Below are 17,519 nucleotides of genomic sequence, written 5' to 3'. Positions count from 1 at the left end.
AGCAGTAAAATTATGTATTACCAAAATGATGACGTTCGCATTAAAGAAGTAAAAGAGTTACTTCCTCCTATCGCGATTCTAGAACGATTTCCTGCTTCCGAAAAAGCCTCTGCGACTGTGTTTAATGCGCGAAATAGTATCCACAATATTCTGGCTAAGTCTGATGATCGCCTGTTAGTGGTAATTGGACCTTGTTCTATCCACGATCCCAAAGCGGCGTTGGAATATGGTCAGCGTCTGGTTGCGCTGCGTGAGCGTTATAAGGGTCAACTCGAAATCGTGATGCGAGTGTATTTTGAAAAGCCAAGAACCACAGTGGGTTGGAAGGGGCTTATCAACGATCCTTACATGGATAACAGCTTTAAACTCAACGATGGTTTACGCACTGCGCGTAAGTTATTGGTGGATTTGAACGACAGCGGCATGCCAACCGCGGGTGAGTTTCTTGATATGATCACCCCACAATATATGGCAGATTTAATGTGCTGGGGAGCCATTGGTGCCCGTACTACTGAATCACAAGTGCACAGAGAGTTAGCCTCGGGTCTTTCTTGTCCGGTCGGTTTTAAAAATGGGACCGATGGCACCATTAAAGTCGCTATCGATGCGATAGGTGCTGCGAATGCACCGCACCATTTTTTATCTGTGACTAAGTTGGGTCATTCGGCGATCGTTTCGACGAAAGGGAATCCTGATTGCCACATTATTTTACGTGGCGGCCGCGAGCCTAATTACAGTGCGCCGCATGTCGCTGAAATTAGCCAACAGTTATTAAAAGCTGAACTTGCCGACAACATCATGATCGACTTTAGCCACGCCAATAGTAGTAAACAGTATCAACGACAGTTAGTGGTTGCCGAAGATGTGGCTGGCCAAGTGGCGACGGGCAATACTGCTATTTTTGGTGTTATGGTAGAAAGCCATTTAGTGGAAGGTCGTCAGGATTTAATTGAAGGTCAAGAGTTGTGTTATGGCCAGAGTATTACCGATGCGTGTATTGGTTGGGATGATACCGAGCGCCTGTTGGCCATTCTGAATCAGGGTATTATCGAACGCCGTCAGGTTTAATTGTCTGCTCGTGCGAACATAAAACGCAACTATACCTGAGTTAGTCGTTAACGATTGCGGGTAAAGTAAAAACAAAGGCGCTATCCCGGCGCCTTTGTTTTATCTATTTATTGCTTATTTCAACAATGTATTCATTTGCTTTGGCTAAGCTACCAAAGGCGGCAATAAGGTTGTCTCTACCTTTATCTTGTATCTCTGGATTGCCTGATTCGATCATCATCCACACCCAAGTTTGGATCAGTGGTAATGGCGGGTATTGAACTTTAGCGGAATCCAACATAAAGCTTCCTTTGATCTTATTTAATTTGTTTGTCTTAATGTTCTCGCTAGAGATTGGGCGTATGAATCGCAAAATCTAGCGCGTAGAGGTTAACAAATTCTATCGATTTGTATAACCGCCTCCATGGCATTGTGGGCAAAACTGCAAAAATAATCAACAGCAGTAAGGTTGAGCTAAGCCTTTCCCCATAGCCAACTTGTCTTCTGTTATACGGCGCAGAGGTCAAGTCAAACGCAAGCTATGGGGACTTATGTCAGCACAGAAATCAGTATAAATTCATTTCTTGTGAATATGCCAGTGTAATGCGTAAGTATGACGTTTTAGCTTTTAATAGGATCAGAATAGCAACGGATTGTGTCGTGAATAAGTCTATTTGTCTGTCAGGAAAATCTGATTGATTTTATTCAAGCTTTGCTCGTTTCGTTTAGCTTATGTCTGGTTTGTACTGTTACAATTGGCATAACTCATTCAAGGTTATTTCCTATGCGCCCAACGTTATATTTTGAAGGTCCAGTCGATAAATTAAACTGGCACGTCATGAAGCTGCTTTGGCCTTACTTATTGGAATACAAAGGTCGGATTGCGCTGGCGATGTCATGCCTCATCATCGCTAAGCTGACCAGCGTGGCTTTGCCTTTTATTCTGAAGCATTTGGTCGACACCTTAGATGCCGATAAAACCGCGCAAGCCCTCAGTGTGCCCGTAGGATTGGTGTTGGCCTATGGTGCGATTCGTTTACTGACAGCGATTACGGGGGAGATCCGCGATACCTTGTTTGGTCGGGTGACTGAGCGGGCGATCCGCCGTTTAGGCTTAGCAGTATTCGAGCATTTACACCGACTTGATCTCGATTTTCATCTAGAGCGCAAAACCGGCGGTCTATCCCGTGATATTGAGCGCGGCACCAGTGGCGTGAGTTTCCTCATGCGGTTTATGGTGTTCAACATAGTGCCGACCTTGCTCGAAATTGTCATGGTGATTGGCATTTTCTTCTATAACTACGGGATTGCGTTTGCGGCAATCACCTTTATTGCTGTGTTGGCCTACATCATATTCTCTGTGGTCGCGACTGAATGGCGCACTGAGTATGTACGTTATGCCGCCAAGGCTGACTCTTTATCAAATACACGGGCGATTGATAGTTTGCTGAACTATGAAACTGTTAAGTATTTCAATAATGAGAAGTATGAGTCGCAGCGCTACGATCAAGCGCTCGAACAGTGGGAAGTCGCTAAACGTAAAAACCGCTTATCTCTGTTTGCGCTCAATGGCGGACAAGCTGTGATTATCGCCCTAGCGATGACAGCTATGATGGCGCTGGCGGCATACAGAGTCACCTATGGCGATATGACCTTAGGCGATTTTGTGCTGATTAATGCGTTTATGATGCAGCTCTTTTTACCCCTTAACTTTTTAGGTTTTGTGTATCGCGAAATACGCGGCGCCTTAGCCAATATTGAGCGTATGTTTAGCCTGCTCGATAAACATCCCATGATAGTCGATTCACCCCAAGCGCTCGATTTTTCGCCCAATAAGGGCGAGCTGGTATTTGAAAATGTGAATTTCAGCTACGACGAGCGGCAAATTCTGCGGGACGTGAGTTTTAAGGTTGCTGCGGGGAAAAAGGTGGCCGTAGTTGGTGATAGTGGTGCTGGTAAGTCGACGCTGATTAAACTGCTATTTCGATTTTACGATGTGGACCAAGGCGCGATTAAAATCGATGGACAAGATATCCGTCATTTGACGCAAGATGCGCTGCGACGGGCCATCGCTATCGTGCCGCAGGATACTGTGCTGTTTAACGATTCATTAGTTGAGAACATACGCTATGGCCGCCCAAGCGCGACGGATGAAGAGGTGCGCAACGCAATTAAATTAGCGCACTTAGAGCAATTTATTACATCACTTGCCCTTGGGTGGGATACAAAGGTGGGTGAACGCGGCTTAAAGCTCTCTGGCGGAGAAAAACAGCGGGTTGCGATAGCCAGAGCCATTTTAAAGGGCTCGCCCGTGCTAGTGTTTGATGAGGCAACATCCTCACTCGATAGCCGCTCCGAGCAAGCGATTTTGTCGGCACTGCGGGAAGTCGCTAAAGGGCATACCAGCCTTGTGGTGGCACATCGATTATCTACGATTGTCGATGCTGACCAAATCGTTGTATTGAGCCAAGGTGAAATTGTTGAGCAGGGTAATCACCAGACTTTGTTAGTGGCGAATGGTCTATATGCCAAATTATGGCGGATACAAAATGAGCAGCAACATACTCATCTGAGCAGTGAATAGCGCAATACAGTTCAGTCTTTATTCAGCTTCGGCTCTCTATACTCAAATGCCAACACATCAATCGGAAGAGATCTGGCATGGAAAATATTGCACTGAGAGTGAACATTGAAGGCAAAGAAGAAAAAGTCGCCACTGATTGGTTTGCCATCATGGCGACATTGAAAAAACGTGGTGTTGATTATGATTCGCTGCAACGTATTCATGCTGAATTGAATGCGGGTCTACTGGTGACGACTCGGTGTCTTACTTTGGCTAAGGTCAATCCAGAGATGGTACTTGCGGGCGTGATCCGCGATATGCATGTGCCGACAAGTGACTATATGATGAGCATGCGCTAAACATCATAGAAAATGCGTTAGAAAGTCAGCGTTTGATGAGAATGTGGGAGGGTAGTGGTGAGCAACTATTCTCGATGCTCAAGGAAGAGTCATTTTGCTTTAACGCTTTATATCTTGTTTAAGACCAATAGTGCCGAATTAAGCTACGCCGTTCAGCTTACCAGCTTTCCAACCTTCGCATAAAAGATTCAATTTAGGCGCTGACTCATCGATCAAGGTGAGTCGAATGATCTGTCCTTCACGAAAACACACAAGCTCGCCTTCGATCTCAGTTAGGCGATTACAGCTCTTACAGCTCGTGCTTACAGTTTTACTGGGGGGCAGTTGGCTTACGAAGCTAGATTTCAAAGTGTTTCCTTAAGTTCTATTGTGGGTAAGGTATTTGAATAACGCCTCACCTCACGGATCTTACCTCTTTTGTGATACGCATTCAAATATACCTTATGTAAAACTCATATAGACAAAAGTTGTACTGGCTAATCACCGCAAGGGTTTGCGGCTATTTATCCATGTGCGAATAGAATTTGTCGAGTGAGATAGATAAACCGCTATCGAGCACAATTCGTACATGTGAAGGCTTAAGTTGTCTTGGCTCTGTCACACCGCAAGAGTGCGCGATTAGCCCTAAGTCATGGTGTAAATTATGATTATAGTTAGCGACCCGCGTCGATTTATCCCTAGGATTTAGCCCTTGTTGAAGTTTTGGATTGTGCGTAGTGATACCCGTTGGACAGGTATCTTTATTACATTGCAAGGCTTGAATACAGCCGAGGGCGAACATGTTGCCACGGGCCGATGCGATAAAGTCAGCACCTAATGCCAAAGCCCAAGCGACTCTAGATGGGACGATAAGTTTGCCCGAGGCGATGACTTTGATACGTTTACGCAAGCCTCGTTGGATCAAGATATTGACTAGGATAGGTAAGCTTTCTTTCAGCGGTAATCCGACATAATCCATTAACGGTTGCGGCGCTGCGCCCGTGCCGCCATCGGCGCTGTCTAAGGTGAAAAAGTCGGGGGCTGAGTCTTCGCCGCGGCGTTCAATTTCATCACATAAATCTTCCAGCCATTGTACATCACCGAGTACGGCTTTAATGCCAGTAGGTTTACCTGTAACTTCACGTACTCGTTCGACCATATCCAAAATGTCGTTCACTGACTTAAATTCGATATGGCCATTGGGGCTGATTGAGTCGTGTCCCTCAGGAATGCCGCGAATATGGGCAATTTCAGCATTCACTTTAATACCGGGTAAAATGCCACCCTTGCCAGGTTTTGCGCCTTGGCTCATTTTGATTTCGAACATTTTGACTTCAGGATGAATCGCTATCGCTTTCAGTTTTTCATCATCTAAATGTCCTTGTTCATTTCGCACACCGTATTTTGCTGTTCCAATTTGAAAGACGAGATCGCAGCCACCTTTGAGATGATAAGGGCTCAAGCCGCCTTCACCTGTGTTAAGCCAGCAACCCGCTTGCGCTGCGCCATGGGAAAGGGCGGTGATGGCTGGGCGCGATAGGGCGCCAAAACTCATGGCTGAAATATGGCAAATGGCTTGAGTCGTATAAGGTTGACGACAGTGAGTGCCAATCGTCAGCGGATGAATAGGAGTGATATCTTCATCTTGGGTTGGGAAGGCGGTATTCATAAACATGATAGTACCAGCTGTATCCAAAGGGCGAGTCGAACCAAAGGCTATGGTTCTATCGACATTTTTGGCGGCGCGGTACACCCAGCTGCGTTCAGCACGGTTGAAGGGGAGTTCTTCCCTGTCTTGGGCGAAAAAGTATTGTCTGAAAAACTCACCTTGTTTTTCGAACAGATATCGAAAGCGACCAATCACGGGATAGTTATGTCTTACCGCTTGTTTGGTCTGCATTTTATCTGCGATATACATGTAAATAACCGCGAGTACTGCGAGTCCTATAACGATCAAAAATAGTCCTGAAAACAGATCGAGTCCCCACATAAACCAATTGAGTTCACTCATGTTATTTATCCTTATTCTTGTCCGTAACGGGTGGCGATCAAGCTTGCGGGTTGGCCATCATTGAGAGAGAGTAAAAACAGCTGACTATAGTCCTCTTCGCCGATTGCTTGGATCTCAGGTCCACCCAGGGCTTTGATGATCAATGGCACTGTGTTTGAATGCCCAACGATGAGCGTATTGCCTTGTACTGCATGCACTTGTTCGACAATCTGCTGAATATGTTCTTCGATAGGTTTGGCTGCCTCGACTATCGTCACGGGCAAATGGCGAGCCTCGGCGATAGGCGCGAGTGTTTGCTGGGTTCGCAGGTATTGAGTCGCGATGAGTTGCGACAATGGCGTGCGGTTCAAGGCGGTGATCAGTGACGTTGCGCGCATTTCCCCCTTGGGCGATAACTGTGGGTCATTGGCTGGCGTGTCGGCTTTTTCGGCATGTCTGACTAAAATAATCAGCCTGTTTTCAGCATGGGCTTGGCTAATCGGGGCGAGGCTGAGGCAAGTTAAGATAATAAGACCGGTGAGCAAACTAAGGCGTTTGATATTGATGCTCGTATAGTGCTCAATAGTGCACTTAAGCATTTGTGTAAACACGTGAAAGCGGAAATGACTCAAATTGCGGCCTGCTGCCATGGTGTAACATCCTTTTCTATTGGCTTATCTCTAAGCTCGACGATAGTAATGATCTGCATGCGGGTGGATGGCGCTTTATGCACTTTATACAGAATAAACCCACTCAATTTATGCGGGCCTTATCATGACCTTGTGGTCACGATGGTACTTCAATTCTAAAAATTACTAAAGCTGGTCAAATTTTGGTCGATAATAAAGTCGACCCGAATTGAATGGATAGTCATCATGGAAATCAATAAACCCTCTCAAGTGCAAAGTACCCCTTTGCCGCAGAAAAAATATGCTGAAAATACGGCGCCTAAGGGTACCGAAGTGAGTGATTCGAAGGACGCGAAAACCACCGAAGTGACCTCGAAACAAACCGCGCAGCAAACGAGTAAGCAGCTGATGAATCAAGCGATTTTATCGGCACAGCAAGATGTGAATATCAAGTCAGGCGATCAGTCTATGATCTTGCTTTATCGCGCTGCGATAGAGTCGATTAATAAAGAGTTAGCGCCTACTATGGGCGAGAACGCGATTCAAACTGCTTACGATAATGGCGTAGATACATCGCCAGAAGCGACTGCAGATCGTATCGTGAGTTTTGCGACGCAGTTTTTTAGCATTCACCAGCAACAAAATTCGGGTATGAGCTTAGATGAGCAACTCGATAGCTTTATGGGAATTATTGGTGGTGCAATTGATAACGGCTTTAAAGAAGCGAAAGACATTCTGTCTGGCCTTAGAGTCTTGCAGGGGGATATTGCCGATGGTGTCGATAAAACCTATGGTTTAGTGCAAGAGGGACTACAGGCCTTTAGAGATAGTTTTAATAAGAAGACAGAAGAGACACAATCGAGTGCCAGTTAACGCTCTGTTGTTTTCGGTTCTATCGCCATAAGCCCCTTATCATAAGGGGTTTTTGTTATGCGGAAAAAAGTCTATGCTGGAAGCCTATTTAACGTTTCGCTTGAGGGTACGCTATGTGGACTAGGGGACAAGTTATAGAACGTATTGATTGGAGCGATAAGTTATTTTCATTGCGCATCGCCGCCGAGTTAGCCCCATTTATTCCTGGCCAGTTTATCAAGTTAAGTCAAATGCAAGATGATAAGCGTGTTGCCAGAGCATACTCCTTAGTCAATTCTCCCGATAAACCCTATGCCGAAGTGCTCGCAGTCGCGGTAGAGGACGGCCTGTTATCGCCGCAATTGCAAAACCTTGGCATAGGCGATGAAATTGAAATTACCTCAACCGCGACTGGTTTTATGACCTTAGTGGAAATTCCTAAGGGTGGACTTCAAGGCAAGCACTTATGGTTTTTGGCTACAGGTACAGCGGTAGGGCCATTTTTGTCTATGCTCGACACCCATGAACCTTGGGAGCGTTTCGAAAAAGTCGTACTTGTGTATGGCGTGCGCGAGGCGCAGGATTTGGCGTATCTTGATAAGCTGCGTGAGTTAGAACGCACATACCCAGCACAGTTTACATTAGTCTTGAGTGTGACCCGTGAACCCTTTGCCGATGCGTTGCAGTGTCGTATACCCGAGGGCCTGGTCTCGGGTGAGATTGAAAAAAAGGCAGGAGTAACCTTAAGTGCTGCTGATTCCCAAGTTATGATTTGTGGCAATCCCGGAATGATCAATGGCGCGCAAAGCGCCTTACTCGATAAGGGATTAGTGAAGAATTTACGTCGTGCTCCCGGACAAATTACCGTAGAGAAATATTGGTGATCCCATTTTATATGGGTGGGAGCAAGCCGTTTTCGCTCCTAAATAGCCATAGCGTTTAATGCAAATATAAGGAAATTTTTGATGAAGTTGTTAAGTTCTCAAGCTTCACCCTACGCCCGTTGTGTTAGAGCCTTAATCCAGTATTTAGGAATTAACAATATTGAAGAGCAGCTAGTCAATCCCTTTGAAAACAGTGCCGAATTACTCGATGCTAACCCGCTAGGACAGATCCCGTGTCTCATCACTAACGATGGCGTGGCGTTATTCGATAGCGAAGTGATTATGCGCTACCTAGATGCTGAGCTTGGCGATCGTAAGATGTTTGGCATCTCAAGTCATAACTGGGTGTTGGAGTGTCAATATTCTTTGATAAAAGGCTTAATCGATAGCGCGGTGAAATTACGCCAAGAGCAGATGCGTGAAGATGAAGGCGTGAGATCGGCTTTTTGGACGGCTCGCTTTGAACAAGCATTGCTGCGTGGTCTTATGCAGGTTGAGCTGCAAACCGTCATCACCCAAACCACGATTCAGGCACCGCAATTAGCCTTGATTTGCTTGCTTGATTATGTGGACTTTAGACATCCAGAGTTAGATTGGCGCAAGGTTGCCCCTGCGACGGCACTTTGGTTTAGTGATATGCGTAATCTCCCCGCGTTTATCCAAACCCGTCCCCAATAACTGGATGGAGATGCTCAGCCATCGGTTGCGCGTCTTCCCTTTGGTCTATCACGGCGGTTTTGTTCTCCAAAAGCGCCGAATAATTCCCGTGTAACCCCATATTCGACTCTACGGTCATTCCCTATTTGACGCCTATCTTCATGGTGTTGATAGCGACATTGGCACTGGGTCATAGTGCATTCTTCCATCGGGATTTCCGGTGCATCCTTCGATAAAAAACGTTTTCCAGACAGTGTTTCAGCCTGCTCACAGCAACTGCCGTCATTCACTATGCTTACACTGTGAAAATGATGATGCGGCTTAGTTCTATCCGCGTGTTGATTTACCGCTTTAGCATAGTGTCTATGCCGCTTGTGACCAGTATTGAGTTTAAATAGGCCAAATAGCGCTACTGCGACTATACCTAGTAGCAAAACAGTTAACATGACGCCTCCTGAAAGCATTTTAAGCAAATTAAGGTTCAGTTTAGTTTGATTTGAGATAATCACCAGTTTTGAATTTAAATTCATTAAAAACAAAAAGTTAAATGGACTATTGCTCTCTGTATATCCATCTATTACTCTTGCGCTACTGATAAGCATTATCATTAATGCGGCCATGTTCACACTCGCTGAACATATCATCACTTTGGGGAGAAATGAGTAATGAAATGGGTAACTTGCGCGGCTATTGTTGGGTTAATGTCGGTTGGGCATTCAGCGAATGCAGATGATAAATTAACCGTTTATTCTTATCGTCAAGCCTTCTTGGTGGAGCCTATCTTGACGCGTTTCACCGAAGAAACCGGCATAGGTGTTAATTTGGTCTTTGCAAAAGATGGTATTGCCGAGCGTCTCGCCCGTGAAGGTCGTTTATCCCCAGCAGATTTGGTGCTGACCTCTGATTTCTCGCGTCTAGTTGAATTAGTCGATAAAGATCTGACTTCACCAGTTAAAAATACCCAACTCGAAAGCAACATTCCTGCTCAGTATCGTGACCCCGATGGCCAGTGGTATGCCCTGACCATGCGAGTACGAAATCTCTATACGGCGAAAGACCGTTTAGGGCCGCAGCAAATCACCTATGAAGAACTCGCCGATCCTAAATACAAAGGCAAAATCTGTACCCGCAGCGGTAAGCATCCATACAACATAGCATTAGTGGCATCTATGATTGCTCACCATGGTGAAGCTGAGGCTAAAACGTGGCTGACCGGTGTGAAGAGTAACTTGGCGCGCAAGCCACAGGGTAACGACAGAGCCCAAGTGAAAGCGGTAAAAGAAGGCTTATGTGATATCGCTATCGGTAACAGCTATTACTACGGCAACATGATGCAAGACCCTGAGCAAAAAAGCTGGGCCGAGGCCGTCACGATTAACTTCCCAAACCAAGCCGATCGCGGTGCTCATGTGAACGTTTCTGGCATGGTGCTAACTCGTCATGCGCCTAATAAAGCCAATGCGATAAAATTGATGGAATTTCTATCCGCCGATGTGGCTCAAAAGGCCTATGCTGAAGTGAATATGGAATACCCAGTAAAAGCCGATGTGGCACCTTCAACCTTAGTGGCTTCATGGGGGGAGTTTAAGTCGGATCAATTGCCGATTTTTAAATTGGCTGAATATCACCAAGCGGCAGTTAAGTTATTAGATGAAGTGCAGTTTGATCTCTAGCATTTGACGTTAAGTACGAGTGACAAATTGCAGAATTAGGTTATCAGCGCCATTGATTGGCGCTGTAACTTTTTAAGGATTGACATGATTTTAGGATTAGCCAGAAGCTGGTCGCTTGCTGGTTATGCGGTGGCCACCCTGCTGGTGCTGCCACTGGTTGCGCTGATATTGCAGGCTTTGCAGCCTGACGAAGCCGTGTTTGGCCACTTGATGGCAACTGTCCTGCCAACTTATGTTATCAACAGCTTATTGCTGATCTTTTGGGTGAGTTTAGGCGCGTTATTACTCGCGTTACCCTGCGCTTGGTTGATGGCTCGCTGTGAATTTGTCGGCAGGCGCTACTTGCAATGGGCGCTATTACTGCCCCTCGCTATGCCGGGGTACATTGTTGCCTACGTGTATACCGATTTGCTCGATTATGCGGGGCCAGTACAGCGTAGCTTGAGATCGATTTTTGGTTGGAACTCACCGCAGGATTATTTCTTCCCCGATATTCGCACCTTAGGCGGCGCGGCGTGCATGTTGTCGCTAGTGTTATTCCCCTACATTTATCTATTGGCGCGTACCGCCTTTATGGAACAATCCTTAAGCTTGGCCCATGCATCAAGGAGCATGGGATGCTCGCCGTGGCAGAGTTTTTGGCGTTTATCTTTGCCCATGGCAAGGCCAGCGCTCGCGGTTGGGGTGGCTTTGGTGGCGATGGAAACGGCCGCCGATTTTGCGACGGTTAACTATTTTGCCGTGCCAACCTTAACCACGGCCGTATACGACACTTGGTTGGGTTATGGCAATCTGACCGCCGCCGCTAAGTTGTCGGCGATTATCTTGCTGGTGGTGTTTAGCTTGATTGGATTTGAGCGTTTTGCCCGCCGTAAACAGCAGTTATTCCAAAAACAATCGCGCATCCAAGCCAGTGATTTGTATCGACTCTCGGCAGCGCAAACCGCAGTGGCACTGAGCTTTTGTGCCACTCTGCTGCTATTAGCCTTTTTGTTGCCCTTTGGGATTCTATTGTCCTATGCCATTAGTTATTTTGAACAAAGTTGGGATAAGAGCTTTTGGCAGTTAAGCCTTAACAGTCTCAGCCTTGCGCTGATCACTAGCTTAATTTGTTGCTTAATCGCTTTGCTGCTCATGTTTGTACGCCGGATAAGCCCAAGACCCAGTGATGCCTTGCCCTCACGTTTAGCCTCGACGGGTTATGCCTTGCCCGGCACTGTGCTCGCTATCGGCGTATTAGTGCCGCTCACTATGCTCGATTTTGCGATTAACGATCTAGCGGATCTGCTTGGTTTAAACGGCCCAGGACTTATCCTGACGGGCAGCGTAGTGGCATTGATTTTTGCCTTTTGCGTACGTTTTGTGGCAATTGCTATCGGCAGCGTTGAAAGTAGCTATAAACGCATCTCGCCATCACTGGACATGGTGAGCCTGACTATGGGCCAAGGTCCACGGCAGTTGCTGCAAAAAGTGCATTTACCTCTACTTGGTAAGGGATTGTTTGCGGGCGCATTATTGGTATTTATTGAAAGCATGAAGGAACTGCCCGCAGCATTATTACTGCGACCTATCGGCTTTGAAAACCTTGCAACCTATGTTTTCCAGTTTGTGTCCGATGAAAAACTCGAGCACGGCGCCTTAGCCGCGATTGTCATTGTGCTGGTGGGCTTAGTACCGCTGATTTATTTAAACCGTTCATTGGAGCAACACAGCTGATGACAAACACGCTCAAGCTCATGCAAGTTCATAGCGATTATCAGGGCCAGCAAGTACTCAAAGGTTTGAGCTTGGCCCTCGAGCAAGGGGAAATCCTTGCGCTGTTAGGCCCTAGCGGTTGCGGCAAGACCACATTGTTGCGGGCGGTTGCGGGATTGCAGGCGATTAGCCAAGGTGAAATCCAGATCAATGGTCGCGTTGTGAGTGGAAACAGTCAGTTTGTGCCTAGCGAACAGCGCGGTATCGGCATGATTTTCCAAGACTATGCGCTTTTCCCCCATTTAACTGTGGCGGAGAATATCCTTTTTGGCGTGGCTAAATTGTCGGCCGCCGAGCGTCAGGCACGGTTGGATGACATGCTAACCTTAGTCAAACTCGAAGGCTTAGCTCAGCGTTATCCCCATGAGTTATCTGGCGGTCAGCAGCAGCGCGTCTCGATTGCGCGGGCACTTGCCTATGAGCCGCAGTTATTACTGCTCGATGAGCCTTTTTCTAATATCGATGCCCAAGTGCGCTACGAAATGATGGCGGAAATTCGCAGCATTTTGAAACAGCGTAATGTTAGCGCGGTGTTTGTCACCCACAGTAAGGATGAAGCCTTTGTATTTGCAGATACTTTGGCGATTTTTAATCAAGGCATTATAGTGCAGCATGGTAGTGCTGAAGCCTTATACGCCGCGCCCAATAGCCGTTATGTGGCGGACTTTTTAGGTAGCGGTAATTACTTACCCGCCGCAGTGCTCGATGGACACAGTGTTGCCACTCCAATCGGCCACTTAACCAGCCTCACACCATTAGGGTTGCCGAGCGAGTTCAGCGGTACGGTATTCTTGCGCCCGCAGCAATTGACGCTCAGCGCCGATGAGCAAGGTGTGGGCACGATCACAGAGCGGCGTTTCTTAGGCGCTTTTTGTCATTACTGGGTCAAAATTGAAGCCGCTTCTCACGCTTATTATGTCGAAGTACGAAGCCAAATGATGCAGCTCACTATCGGCCAAAAAGTCGGAGTCACGACAGAGCCGCACTCGCTGGTACTATTTGAATCTTAGACATATTGATATTGTGCAGAGCAAATCTAAGCGGTCAGGTATTAATGTCACGGCGATAAGCTATCACCAACGAAAGTACGACATTTTTGCTTACGTTTAACTTGCGTCTATGCGGTATGGGGTGGTGATTTTTTCGACCATCCTTGTTACTTTGAACCTCCGGTTTTGGAGGACTTATGATAAAAACAATAAAATCAATTTGTAGCTTAGTGACAGTAGTGACGGCGATGTCGTCTTCAGGAGTGATGGCCATGGATAGGATCACGGGTAAAGCCTTTGCGACGCGCTCTGAAGTGTATGCCACCCATGGAATGGCGGCGACCAGCCAACCACTCGCCACGCAAGTCGCTATTGATATACTCAAGCAGGGCGGCAGCGCGGTCGATGCGGCGATTGCCGCCAATGCCATGCTAGGGTTAGTCGAACCAACGGGTTCGGGTGTTGGTGGTGACTTATTTGCCATCGTCTGGAGCGCGAAAGATCAACGCCTCTATGGCCTTAACGCTTCGGGCCGCAGTCCAAAATCCTTAAGTTTAGAAAAGCTTAAATCCCTCGGCTTAGACTATTTACCGCCGCTTGGGCCTTTGCCTGTTTCTGTGCCCGGCGCTGTGGATGGCTGGTATGAACTGCATAATAAGTTCGGCAAATTAGCTATGGCCGATAATCTTGCGCCCGCAATCCATTACGCCCGTGATGGTTTCCCTGTGTCCGAACTCATCGCCTATTACCTTGAGGGGAGTGGTAAAAAACTCGCAAAATTCCCCGGTTTTAAAGAAACCTATATGCCTAATGGCAAGATGCCAGCGGTGGGCGAAATCTTTAAAAACCCAGCGCTTGCTAATACCTATGAGAAAATTGCCAAGGGCGGCCGCGATGCTTTCTATAAAGGCGATATCGCCAAAAGTATCGATAAGTACATGAAATCCCAAGGTGGTTATTTAAGTTATGATGACTTAGCGAGCCATACTAGCGAATGGATCGATCCCGTTTCGGTCAACTACCGTGGTTACGATGTATGGGAACTGCCGCCCAATGGTCAAGGGATTGCGGCGCTGCAAATCCTAAAAACTATGGAACCCTTTAATGTGGCTGCTATGGGCTTTAATAGTCCCGAATATGTGCATTTATTTGTCGAAGCGAAAAAACTCGCCTTTGCCGACAGAGCTAAGTTTTATGCCGACATGGCCTTTAATAAAGTGCCGGTTAACGAGTTGATTTCACAGCAATACAATTATGATCGCGCTAAGTTAATCGATCCCAATAAAGCGGCCAAGAGTGTTGATGCGGGTAATCCTGCGTTGCAACATGGCGATACTGTGTACCTGACCACCGCCGATAAAGACGGCAACATGGTGTCACTCATTCAAAGTAACTACCGTGGTATGGGGTCGGGCATGACACCGCCAGATCTCGGTTTCGTGCTGCAAGACCGTGGGCAAATGTTTGATTTAACGGAAGGGCGTTTTAATAGCTACGCACCGGGTAAGCGTCCATTCCATACTATTATTCCCGCCTTTGTGACCAAAGACGGTAAGCCTTGGTTGAGTTTTGGGGTGATGGGCGGCGCGACTCAGCCACAAATGCACGCACAAATTGTAATGAATCTGATTGATTTTAAAATGAACTTGCAAGAAGCGGGCGATGCCCCGAGAATTTTGCATATGGGCTCAACCGAGCCCACCGGCGAAGTGATGAATGATGGCGGCTACGTCAGTCTGGAATCGGGCTTCCCTGTGGAAACACGCCGTGAGCTTATCAAGAAAGGTCATGTGCTGCGTGATGGACTTGGGGATTTTGGCGGCTATCAAGCTATTGGATTTAATGCTGAAACGGGCGTGTATCGTGGCGCTTCTGAGAGCCGTAAAGATGGTCATGCTGCCGGTTATTAACTTCAGCGTCACGCTAAGGTAAGCTCGAGGTAGAGTAAGCTTTGCTGCTCTAATTCGATTAAACTGAATGACGAGACTTTCCAGTCTCGTCATTTTTACATTAGGGATCTTGGGCGTGATATTGCTACCTAATGAGCATTATCATGATAAACCAGAACAAACTGTGCGTTAGTTAATGTCATTTTCAGGTAAAGTTGCGGATAATATTGCCGAAAATGAATTTAGAAAAAGGGTGATAACCAAATGGATATACAAAATATGCCGCGTGAACAGTTGGGTGTGTGTGCAGAGGGGAACTTACACAGTGTCTATTTGATGTTTAATGCCAATGACAATGTAGAGTCACAATTACGTCCCTGTCTTGCCAACGTTGCGCAGTATATTTATGAGCTGACAGATCAGTATTCTGACAGTGCATTCAATGGTTTTGTAGGGATTGGCGCTAACTATTGGGATAGCCTCTATCCTAATGCGCGTCCTGAAATGCTTAAGCCTTTCCCTGCGATGCAAGTCGGCAGCCGTGAAGCACCGGCAATTGAATATGATTTGTTCGTGCATATCCGCTGCGATCGTTACGATATTCTGCATTTAGTCGCTAATGAAATCAGCCAAATGTTTGAAGACTTAGTGGAATTAGTCGATGAAGAACGTGGCTTTAGATTTATGGATAGCCGCGATTTAACCGGTTTTGTCGATGGCACTGAAAACCCTAAGGGGCGGCACCGTCAGGAAGTCGCTCTGGTTGGTGATGAAGATCCTGAGTTTAGAGGCGGCAGCTATATTCACGTGCAAAAGTATGCCCATAACTTGAGTAAGTGGCATAGATTACCGGTTAAAAAACAAGAAGATATTATCGGCCGTACTAAGCAAGATAATATCGAGTATGAGTCAGAGGATAAGCCACTGACCAGCCATATCAAGCGGGTGAATCTTAAAGATGCGAACGGTCAGTCGATGGAAATCCTGCGCCAGAGCATGCCCTATGGTTCGCTGAAGGAGCAGGGATTGATGTTTATCTCTAACTGCCGTACGCCGGAGCATTTTGAAAAGATGCTGCATAGCATGATGTTTGGTGATGGCGAAGGTAACCATGATCACTTGATGCATTTTACTAAGGCGATGACAGGCTCATCCTTCTTTGCCCCCGCATTGGATTTTATGCTGCAATTCGACGAATAAGCTTTCGAGATCTGCGCCGATTCAGCATCAATTAAACGCACTTACGCTAACGCCTAAGTGCGTTTTTTATGCTAATGCGCTGGGAGCCATTTTTTGATATCGAGTTGCCATTGCTGGGCAGTGAAATCGATAAAGGCGCGCACCAGATTTTGCTGATAACTGCGGGACAAGTACACAGCCCATAAGGTTTGGCCTGGCGTCGTAAAGTCGGGTAACACTTCTTTGAGCTGGCCACTGGCAAGGTATTGATTGGCTAAGTCGCAGGGCAAACGCACTATGCCATGTCCCCGCAGCGCCGCACTCACCAGTACGCCCATATCGTTGGCTTTAAGATTACCTGTGACTTTTACATGCTCGGCTTGCAGCTCTTTCAGGAAAGGCCAATTTTGTTGCGCCGAGTGTATCAGGCAGTTGTGAGCCAGTAGATCGATGGGCTCGACAAGTGGTGTGTTGCTATCAAGGTAGCTCGGCGCAGCACAGATCACGGCATCTATGGTCATTAAACGGCGGGCAATCAAATTATCATCCGGCTGCTCGGTATAGCGCAGTGCCACATCGACTCGCTCATCCACCAATTGGGCAAAACTGTCTGACATCACCAGCTGAATGCTGACCTTAGGGTGAATTTTAATAAAGCGGTCGACGACATCAAACAGGCTGTGCTGTCCAAGGCCAATCGGTGTGGCGATGCGAATACTGCCCACCAGTTCACTGTTATGGCTGTGGGCGCGGCTTTCCATGGCGGCGACTTCACTTAAGATCCGCTGGCAAAATTGCAGCGCTTCTTCGCCTTGCAAAGTCAGGCTGACGCTGCGGGTGGTACGGTGTAGTAAGCGTAAACTCAACCACTGCTCCACTTCTTGAATATGGCGGGACACCTGCAGGCGGCTGAGGTCTAAATGTTCGGCAGCTTTGGTAAAGCTGCCGCAGTTTGCCACTTCGACGAAACTGCGTATTGCGGCAATTTTATCCATATTAGTACCTCAAACTGAAACAATCATGCTCATTTATTGATGTTTATCACGTGAACCACTGCAAGTAAACTGGCTTCAA

General features: G+C 46.9%; 17 protein-coding genes. 11 read left to right on the top strand and 6 right to left on the bottom strand.

Annotation, left to right across the window (positions count from 1 at the left end; translation table 11 throughout):
- Positions 1–12: 12 nt before the first annotated feature.
- Entirely contained in the window at positions 13–1,068 is a 1,056-nt protein-coding gene (gene aroG, locus Q4Q54_RS01795) for a 3-deoxy-7-phosphoheptulonate synthase AroG (protein WP_012197655.1), read from the top strand.
- Between the two features lie 103 nt (positions 1,069–1,171).
- On the opposite strand, the gene Q4Q54_RS01790 is transcribed toward aroG, so the two are convergent.
- Positions 1,172–1,348: a hypothetical protein gene (locus Q4Q54_RS01790; protein ID WP_006080150.1), complete on the bottom strand. Its 177-nt coding sequence runs from the start codon at positions 1,346–1,348 to the stop codon at positions 1,172–1,174.
- Positions 1,349–1,831: 483 nt separating this feature from the next.
- Here Q4Q54_RS01790 and Q4Q54_RS01785 point away from each other — a divergent pair, with 483 nt between their 5' ends.
- Positions 1,832–3,631: an ABC transporter ATP-binding protein/permease gene (locus tag Q4Q54_RS01785; protein ID WP_311987435.1), complete on the top strand. Its 1,800-nt coding sequence runs from the start codon at positions 1,832–1,834 to the stop codon at positions 3,629–3,631.
- A 77-nt stretch (positions 3,632–3,708) separates the two neighbouring features.
- Complete coding sequence (locus Q4Q54_RS01780) at positions 3,709–3,969, top strand: hypothetical protein (RefSeq protein WP_106651643.1); 261 nt, start codon at positions 3,709–3,711, stop codon at positions 3,967–3,969.
- A gap of 138 nt (positions 3,970–4,107) precedes the next feature.
- On the opposite strand, the gene Q4Q54_RS01775 is transcribed toward Q4Q54_RS01780, so the two are convergent.
- The 3 genes from Q4Q54_RS01775 to Q4Q54_RS01765 all read right to left on the bottom strand — a co-directional run bounded on the left by Q4Q54_RS01775 (position 4,108) and on the right by Q4Q54_RS01765 (position 6,588).
- A complete protein-coding gene (locus Q4Q54_RS01775; RefSeq protein ID WP_006080153.1) occupies positions 4,108–4,317 on the bottom strand; it encodes a hypothetical protein in 210 nt (69 codons plus the stop codon).
- A gap of 151 nt (positions 4,318–4,468) precedes the next feature.
- Positions 4,469–5,959: an FMN-binding glutamate synthase family protein gene (locus Q4Q54_RS01770; RefSeq protein ID WP_106651642.1), complete on the bottom strand. Its 1,491-nt coding sequence runs from the start codon at positions 5,957–5,959 to the stop codon at positions 4,469–4,471.
- A gap of 11 nt (positions 5,960–5,970) precedes the next feature.
- Positions 5,971–6,588: a histidine phosphatase family protein gene (locus Q4Q54_RS01765; RefSeq protein ID WP_311987433.1), complete on the bottom strand. Its 618-nt coding sequence runs from the start codon at positions 6,586–6,588 to the stop codon at positions 5,971–5,973.
- A gap of 225 nt (positions 6,589–6,813) precedes the next feature.
- Here Q4Q54_RS01765 and Q4Q54_RS01760 point away from each other — a divergent pair, with 225 nt between their 5' ends.
- From Q4Q54_RS01760 to Q4Q54_RS01750, 3 genes are all read left to right on the top strand, one after another.
- On the top strand, positions 6,814–7,440 hold the full coding sequence (locus Q4Q54_RS01760) for a DUF5610 domain-containing protein (protein ID WP_311987432.1): 627 nt from the start codon (positions 6,814–6,816) through the stop codon (positions 7,438–7,440).
- A gap of 113 nt (positions 7,441–7,553) precedes the next feature.
- Positions 7,554–8,303: a ferredoxin--NADP reductase gene (locus Q4Q54_RS01755; RefSeq protein WP_311898639.1), complete on the top strand. Its 750-nt coding sequence runs from the start codon at positions 7,554–7,556 to the stop codon at positions 8,301–8,303.
- An 81-nt stretch (positions 8,304–8,384) separates the two neighbouring features.
- Positions 8,385–8,981 (top strand): glutathione S-transferase N-terminal domain-containing protein, encoded by a 597-nt coding sequence (locus tag Q4Q54_RS01750; RefSeq protein ID WP_107949212.1) that lies wholly within the window; start codon positions 8,385–8,387, stop codon positions 8,979–8,981.
- A gap of 14 nt (positions 8,982–8,995) precedes the next feature.
- Here the strand turns inward: Q4Q54_RS01750 and Q4Q54_RS01745 are convergent, their stop codons facing one another.
- On the bottom strand, positions 8,996–9,406 hold the full coding sequence (locus Q4Q54_RS01745; protein ID WP_107949209.1) for a hypothetical protein: 411 nt from the start codon (positions 9,404–9,406) through the stop codon (positions 8,996–8,998).
- A 219-nt stretch (positions 9,407–9,625) separates the two neighbouring features.
- On the opposite strand from Q4Q54_RS01745, the gene Q4Q54_RS01740 reads away from it, so the two are divergent.
- From Q4Q54_RS01740 to Q4Q54_RS01720, 5 genes are all read left to right on the top strand, one after another.
- On the top strand, positions 9,626–10,633 hold the full coding sequence (locus Q4Q54_RS01740) for a Fe(3+) ABC transporter substrate-binding protein (RefSeq protein WP_311987431.1): 1,008 nt from the start codon (positions 9,626–9,628) through the stop codon (positions 10,631–10,633).
- Between the two features lie 84 nt (positions 10,634–10,717).
- Positions 10,718–12,349, top strand: coding sequence for an iron ABC transporter permease (locus Q4Q54_RS01735; RefSeq protein WP_311987430.1), 1,632 nt, complete (start codon positions 10,718–10,720; stop codon positions 12,347–12,349).
- Positions 12,349–13,398, top strand: a complete 1,050-nt coding sequence (locus tag Q4Q54_RS01730) for an ABC transporter ATP-binding protein (protein ID WP_311987428.1) — start codon at positions 12,349–12,351, stop codon at positions 13,396–13,398. Before Q4Q54_RS01735 ends, Q4Q54_RS01730 begins: the two co-directional genes overlap by 1 nt.
- Before the next feature lie 176 nt (positions 13,399–13,574).
- On the top strand, positions 13,575–15,287 hold the full coding sequence (ggt, locus tag Q4Q54_RS01725) for a gamma-glutamyltransferase (RefSeq protein WP_311987426.1): 1,713 nt from the start codon (positions 13,575–13,577) through the stop codon (positions 15,285–15,287).
- Positions 15,288–15,530: 243 nt separating this feature from the next.
- Complete coding sequence (locus Q4Q54_RS01720) at positions 15,531–16,466, top strand: Dyp-type peroxidase (protein WP_011845757.1); 936 nt, start codon at positions 15,531–15,533, stop codon at positions 16,464–16,466.
- 71 nt (positions 16,467–16,537) lie between these two features.
- Here Q4Q54_RS01720 and Q4Q54_RS01715 read toward each other — a convergent pair whose 3' ends face one another.
- Positions 16,538–17,440 carry a LysR family transcriptional regulator gene (locus Q4Q54_RS01715; RefSeq protein ID WP_012588568.1) on the bottom strand — a complete coding sequence of 301 codons (903 nt, stop codon included), beginning with the start codon at positions 17,438–17,440 and terminating at the stop codon, positions 16,538–16,540.
- Between the last annotated feature and the right edge of the window lie 79 nt (positions 17,441–17,519).

It is taken from the genome of Shewanella sp. SP2S2-4 (genome assembly GCF_031932025.1).
Classification (GTDB): domain Bacteria; phylum Pseudomonadota; class Gammaproteobacteria; order Enterobacterales; family Shewanellaceae; genus Shewanella; species Shewanella baltica.
This window is presented reverse-complemented; position numbering and strand designations above follow the sequence as displayed.

What these genes read in the sequence shown, in the direction of transcription:
- Q4Q54_RS01745 (WP_107949209.1), bottom strand. Translation starts at nt 9,406, where the DNA reads ATGTTAACTGTTTTGCTACTAGGTATAGTCGCAGTAGCGCTATTTGGC.
- Q4Q54_RS01755 (WP_311898639.1), top strand. Translation starts at nt 7,554, where the DNA reads ATGTGGACTAGGGGACAAGTTATAGAACGTATTGATTGGAGCGATAAG.
- Q4Q54_RS01790 (WP_006080150.1), bottom strand. Translation starts at nt 1,348, where the DNA reads ATGTTGGATTCCGCTAAAGTTCAATACCCGCCATTACCACTGATCCAA.
- Q4Q54_RS01730 (WP_311987428.1), top strand. Translation starts at nt 12,349, where the DNA reads ATGACAAACACGCTCAAGCTCATGCAAGTTCATAGCGATTATCAGGGC.
- Q4Q54_RS01780 (WP_106651643.1), top strand. Translation starts at nt 3,709, where the DNA reads ATGGAAAATATTGCACTGAGAGTGAACATTGAAGGCAAAGAAGAAAAA.
- Q4Q54_RS01715 (WP_012588568.1), bottom strand. Translation starts at nt 17,440, where the DNA reads ATGGATAAAATTGCCGCAATACGCAGTTTCGTCGAAGTGGCAAACTGC.
- Q4Q54_RS01785 (WP_311987435.1), top strand. Translation starts at nt 1,832, where the DNA reads ATGCGCCCAACGTTATATTTTGAAGGTCCAGTCGATAAATTAAACTGG.
- Q4Q54_RS01770 (WP_106651642.1), bottom strand. Translation starts at nt 5,959, where the DNA reads ATGAGTGAACTCAATTGGTTTATGTGGGGACTCGATCTGTTTTCAGGA.
- aroG (WP_012197655.1), top strand. Translation starts at nt 13, where the DNA reads ATGTATTACCAAAATGATGACGTTCGCATTAAAGAAGTAAAAGAGTTA.
- Q4Q54_RS01720 (WP_011845757.1), top strand. Translation starts at nt 15,531, where the DNA reads ATGGATATACAAAATATGCCGCGTGAACAGTTGGGTGTGTGTGCAGAG.
- Q4Q54_RS01765 (WP_311987433.1), bottom strand. Translation starts at nt 6,588, where the DNA reads ATGGCAGCAGGCCGCAATTTGAGTCATTTCCGCTTTCACGTGTTTACA.
- Q4Q54_RS01740 (WP_311987431.1), top strand. Translation starts at nt 9,626, where the DNA reads ATGAAATGGGTAACTTGCGCGGCTATTGTTGGGTTAATGTCGGTTGGG.
- Q4Q54_RS01750 (WP_107949212.1), top strand. Translation starts at nt 8,385, where the DNA reads ATGAAGTTGTTAAGTTCTCAAGCTTCACCCTACGCCCGTTGTGTTAGA.
- Q4Q54_RS01760 (WP_311987432.1), top strand. Translation starts at nt 6,814, where the DNA reads ATGGAAATCAATAAACCCTCTCAAGTGCAAAGTACCCCTTTGCCGCAG.
- ggt (WP_311987426.1), top strand. Translation starts at nt 13,575, where the DNA reads ATGATAAAAACAATAAAATCAATTTGTAGCTTAGTGACAGTAGTGACG.
- Q4Q54_RS01735 (WP_311987430.1), top strand. Translation starts at nt 10,718, where the DNA reads ATGATTTTAGGATTAGCCAGAAGCTGGTCGCTTGCTGGTTATGCGGTG.